The sequence below is a fragment of the Sulfuricurvum sp. RIFOXYD12_FULL_44_77 genome (genome assembly GCF_001830725.1).
GTDB classification, from domain to species: domain Bacteria; phylum Campylobacterota; class Campylobacteria; order Campylobacterales; family Sulfurimonadaceae; genus Sulfuricurvum; species Sulfuricurvum kujiense_A.
Genome location: NZ_MIBU01000210.1, coordinates 1 through 5,123 on the forward strand (window position 1 = coordinate 1; position 5,123 = coordinate 5,123).

Annotated in this window: 7 protein-coding genes; all 7 read right to left on the reverse strand. The window is 45.1% G+C overall.

The window, feature by feature from the left end; all coding sequences use genetic code 11:
- Window positions 1–378: tetratricopeptide repeat protein (locus A2517_RS07660; RefSeq protein ID WP_294895735.1), on the reverse strand; the 378-nt coding region annotated here is incomplete at its 3' end.
- 92 nt (window positions 379–470) lie between these two features.
- Complete coding sequence (locus tag A2517_RS07665; protein WP_294895737.1) at window positions 471–677, reverse strand: Txe/YoeB family addiction module toxin; 207 nt, start codon at window positions 675–677, stop codon at window positions 471–473.
- Between the two features lie 22 nt (window positions 678–699).
- Window positions 700–951, reverse strand: a complete 252-nt coding sequence (locus A2517_RS07670; RefSeq protein ID WP_294895739.1) for a type II toxin-antitoxin system Phd/YefM family antitoxin — start codon at window positions 949–951, stop codon at window positions 700–702.
- Window positions 952–1,162: 211 nt separating this feature from the next.
- On the reverse strand, window positions 1,163–1,426 hold the full coding sequence (locus tag A2517_RS07675) for a hypothetical protein (RefSeq protein ID WP_294895741.1): 264 nt from the start codon (window positions 1,424–1,426) through the stop codon (window positions 1,163–1,165).
- Window positions 1,427–1,724: 298 nt separating this feature from the next.
- A complete protein-coding gene (locus A2517_RS07680) occupies window positions 1,725–2,144 on the reverse strand; it encodes a hypothetical protein (RefSeq protein ID WP_294895742.1) in 420 nt (139 codons plus the stop codon).
- A gap of 241 nt (window positions 2,145–2,385) precedes the next feature.
- On the reverse strand, window positions 2,386–3,069 hold the full coding sequence (locus A2517_RS07685) for a hypothetical protein (RefSeq protein ID WP_294895745.1): 684 nt from the start codon (window positions 3,067–3,069) through the stop codon (window positions 2,386–2,388).
- A gap of 53 nt (window positions 3,070–3,122) precedes the next feature.
- A partial coding sequence (locus A2517_RS07690; RefSeq protein WP_294895747.1) for an endonuclease MutS2 occupies window positions 3,123–5,123 on the reverse strand: 2,001 nt, incomplete at its 5' end.

A 5,123-nucleotide genomic window follows, 5' to 3' on the forward strand; every position in this document is an offset into this window, starting at 1 on the left:
ATACCATTTGAGAGCTTCTTCAAAATTTTGTTCCGTGCCTCTGCCGTTCTCTACCATCCATCCAAAAGCGTTTTGGGCGATAGCATCCCCCTGCTGAGCTGCTTTGTGATACCAATGGGAGGCTTCGGTATCATCAGGAGAAACGCCATACCCGTATTCATACATCTCGCCGAGATTGGCTTGTGCGGGGGGATACCCTTGCTCTGCCGCTTTGGTATACCAAAAAAGGGCTTTCTCATAATCTTGAGTTACGTAAGAGCCGTTGTGGTACATAACACCCAACTTATATTGAAGGGTAGCATCACCGTCTTCGGCACTTTTTACTATTCTTTTAAACTTTATAGCATGTACGATGGGATTAATGAGTGAACCGAACACATTATCCTCCTGCTTTTAGTTTTTGAGTTTATTTTGTTATTTTATCGTGACCGAACCAAAATCATTGCCTCAAAAGTCAAAAGATAATAATCTCATCCGTAATGAAATCTGCACTGATGGATAATCACTATTTTCTCTCTCGGCTCATAGACTAGACGATGTTCTTCATCTATCCGCCGTGACATAAGACCCGATAAGTTCTCTTTTAGCCGTTCGGGTTTTCCGATCCCCTCCAGAGAGTTCGGATTACGCAACACATCTTGAATCAGTTTGCCTGCCAAAACAGATAGTCTTCCCATCCGTTCGGTGTCCAGCCGAGCATCATAAGCTCAGTTCATGCGTTTCGATCTCTCCGCGTCCTGATTGTTTGAGCGACTCAGCTAACCGCGTGGCGTTTGCGGGTGTCGAGAGGAGATAGGCTGTCTCTTTGAAGCTGTTGTACTCCTCGATAGAGATAAGTACTGCCGCCGAACCGTTTTTACGGGTGATGATCATCGGCTCGAAATCGTCGCACACTTGATCAAGCATAGATTTGAAGTTATTGCGGGCTTCAGTATAATTTACCACTTGCATGTTCAATATCCTGTACTTTTTAGAATCATTATAATCATTTAGAGGGAGGTTGTCAAGAAGGGGGAAATTAAAATAAGGAAGAATGGAGATTCATGTATGGGGGTGCATTCCCCGTCATTCCCGACTTGATTGGGAATCCAGCTTTTTTAGTTATAGTTATCACATGCCCCTATTTTTTATTTTTTAAATGAAAGTGGCATACCCAATTTTTTTAGTTTTTAATTGGAATGATAATAGTATACGCAACAAGAATAACATTGACTATTGTGAGTATAGTAATGGCTATCGTCATACGTTGCATACTTTTATTAATAGCCATCATCTCGTTAGTCTGTTTTGCTGTCTGCCGTCTTACATACTCTTCACGATAAAAAGCTGTTCCAACAACTGTACTTTGGGCTATTTCATTGTATTTTTCAATGAGGTCTTGATCTGAAAACTTTTCAAGTTCTTCATGTTTTGGGATGATTGCCATTTATCTATATTCCTTACTTATTTTCTCGCTCCCACTCTCCTGAGTGGGAGTGTATAGCATCTATCTGCATTTTACAAACGATAGATCACATATTTTTAAAGATTTTACTCTGAAATGAGGAAGTTTGCAAGTGGAGTGATGGGGATAGATCCCGTATCAAGCCCTAAAGAATTTCCTACGGTCATACGGGATGACGAGAAGCTGGATTTACCCAAAGGGCACTTCGCCCGATCAGGTCGGGAATGACGAAGAACCCTTCGACACGCTCAGGGCGAACGGAAAGGAAAAAGGAGAAAGTTTAATACTTATTGCCGTGACCTTTGTTCCCATGATCATTACCTCTGCCTTTATCTTGGTTGTCATGCCCACGATTACCGTGTTTTTCTCTATAACGCGGAGCATACTCGCGTTCATACCAGTCATCGCGCACAAACAAGACCCGCTCGCCGCAGGCGCGGTATTCGTGACAGTGCTTCTTCCAATTTCTGGCGTGCCCCGGCGGGACGCGCAGATAGAGTGGCGGGCGATGCATCGGTACCCCCCGTTCGATAATAATTGCTTCTCTATAAATCAACCTTGGTTGCGGATAATCACCGATATCAATTCTGCCGTAGAAACCGGGCTGACCGACGGTAACCGAAACACCGACATCGGCAGCAAATGCCGATAGCGTAAAAGCAACAGCGGCAATTACCGCTGATAGGAGAAAACGTTTCATTGTGACCCCTTTTTTCTGTAATTGCATTACTATAACATAAGTTTACCTTATTTAATAGCCACTAATTTAAACTAAAAAATAGCTCTATGTCTGATTCAATTTTCGGGGCGGTGGTGGTCGCTTTTTCGTTATAGATGATCTTGAAAAAACGGATCGAGCATATCGTCATTCCTAACTTGATCGAGAATCCAGCTTTAAAATAAAAAAGTAGCCTGTCCCATTTTTTATTTTTTTCTCAATTTTAGGAGCCATCAGTCAGAAGACCCCTAAATGTAGCATGAACACCATAAAAAAAATCACTCAAATAATCAAGTGCATCCTGAGTTTTACTTAGTGCATCAGCATCCATATTATAAGTCTCTATAATATTGTCATTTTCATCTAGCATTAAAACCAATTTTGCAGGTTTTTTAGAATTATTGAAAGCACCATCAAGACTTATTTTTTGAATTTTTGATTTCTTCATATCCTTGTAGTCTGAACCAGAGTTAGGGTATCTATAAAAAGTACTTGATGGATCGGTTCCACTGACTAAATCTACCTTTGCTTTGACATCGCCAGGAAAATCCCAATAAAAATCTGGCAGGTGTTCTTTACAATTATCAAAAATAATCTCGAAATATGTATAAAGGTCTGATAAGTTATGCGTATTATCCATTGGAATCCATTTATCTCGGACTTTGATTCCCGGTCTTTTAAGTGAAAACCCATCCCCAAATTCGATTATGTATTTTTTGTGCAAGATAAATATGACTGATTTTAAAAAAAGTTCTATGGCATGTCGATGAAGATAACAAAGAGGAAGAAGCCCATCTGACGGTGATATATGCTTTTTCAAAGTTTCAGCAGAATGGCGAAAATCACAACCTGTAATTCCTATTCCACCATCATAATGCGTTGAAGGAGGGGTGATTAAATAATTCATTAAATTAAAGACTCCTGACGTTTAAATTTAGCAATCAAAAAGCCACATAATGTTTACAACCTCACAACTTTCGCCCCAAATCCCCCCAAATGCTGTGGTGCATCACTAAAACTTTTGACACTCGGATGAGCTTTGAGAAACTCTTTGACGGCGTAGGCGAGTTTCCCCGTCCCGATACCGTGATAGATAATCACCTCATCGAACCCCTGTAAGAGGGCATCGGATAGGAACTTATCCATCCTCTCACACGCCTCTTCCCCACGAAGTCCGTGAAGATCGAGTTTGAGACCGCTCTTTTGCTCAATCTGAGAGGTGACGGTGACTTTTGGCTTTTTCGGGAGATTCCCGCTCGGTTTGAGATCGGTGAGTTTGACCCGTAACCGCATCCCCTCCACCTCGATCATCGCATCTTTGGCTCCGACGCTCACCACTGTTCCGCGCTGGGTACGGTATTTGACCGCCTGCCCTATTTCGTATTTGATCGGCTCGGGTTCGGCGATTTTGATCGGTTCAGGTTTTGGTAATTTCGCTTGCGCCTTGTTGAGCTGACGGTGGATCGCCGCCATATCCATCCCTTTTGCCGCATCTTTCGCTTCACGGATTGCTTCATCGTAACCGGTACGGAGTTTCGCTTTTTCGGCTTCCAACTCGGTTCTCAGATACTCACGCGCCTCTTTGAGATCACGCTCTTGCGATTTGAGGGTTTCGAGTCGTTCGTCTACTTCACGATTTTTCCGTTTCAGCTCACGCTCCAACTCACTCCCCCGCTCGATGAGGACACTCAGTTTCTCGTGATTTTCACCGTAGAGCGCTTTGGCGCGGGTGATGATGGCAGGGTTGATCCCGTAGCGGGTGGCGGTTTCGAACGCGTAACTCTTGCCGATCACCCCTTGTAAAAACTCATAGGTGGGAAGACGTCGCTCTTCGTCGTACAGTGCCGCCATCAGCTCCACATCATCCCGATCCGCCATCAATGCGGCGAGACGTTTGTGGTGGGTGGTGACGATGATTTTCTGACCCCGTTTGATCAGCTCATCGAGGACAATGGCAAAAAGTGCCGCCGCCTCGTCGCTATCGGTTCCAAGCTCGATCTCATCGACCCCGACAAGGGCGCTTTTATGCTCGAAGAGATGGCTAAACTGCACCATCCGCCCCGCAAAGGTGGAGATGTCGTTGCTGACGCTTTGGGGATCGTCGATGACTGCTTCGATCCGTTTGAAACTCCCGATCCGCGATTTGTGGGGGTTGATCTTCATCGGGATAAGATATTTCGCCATCAGGCTCGCCGAGAGGAGCGATTTGAGGAGCATCGTTTTACCCCCCGCGTTCACCCCCGTAATCATCAGGAGATTGGAGCGGAAATCAACGCTGATCGGTTTGGGTTTATGGATGGCGGGATGGGAGAACTCTTCGAGGACGATATCGGCGTTGTTTTGGGGTTTTAGGATCGCATAATCGCGTGCACGGGCAAACAGAACACGCGCCTGATAGTGGTCATATCGATCAAACTCACGGTCAATAAACCCGATAAAAGGGACAAGATTGGAGAGTTTGGAACTAAAACGCTTCGCGTACTCATAGAGCTTGGTTTCCCGCTCTTGCAACACATAGCGCAACTGCTCTTTGGAGCGGAGCACCGCATCGGGGGCAACGTAGAAAAATCCCGCACCTGTGCGTCCAACGACCGAGCCTTTGAGGGCGTGGTTAAATCCGCCGCGCACCAAAAGGGTCTCTTCGTCATTAATATAGTGGATTTGGGTATCAACGAGGTAGGGGGCGAGTTTTTGGGTGTGAAAGAGACGCTTGATGGAGTCGTTGATCTCAGTTTTGATCGCTTTGATCCGCTGCGCGATACGATGGAGTTCCTCATCGCGTGATTCGATAAAGTTCCCCTCATGATCGAAATACTCATCGATCTCGTTAAACGGCTCGGGGATGATGATCGTCCCCATCCATTCACCGATAATCCCCGCGAACTCGTGGTTACGCATCAGACGAAAATAGCGGACGACTTTGAGAAGTTCGTGGATCTCTTCGAACCGCAAAACCCCTTG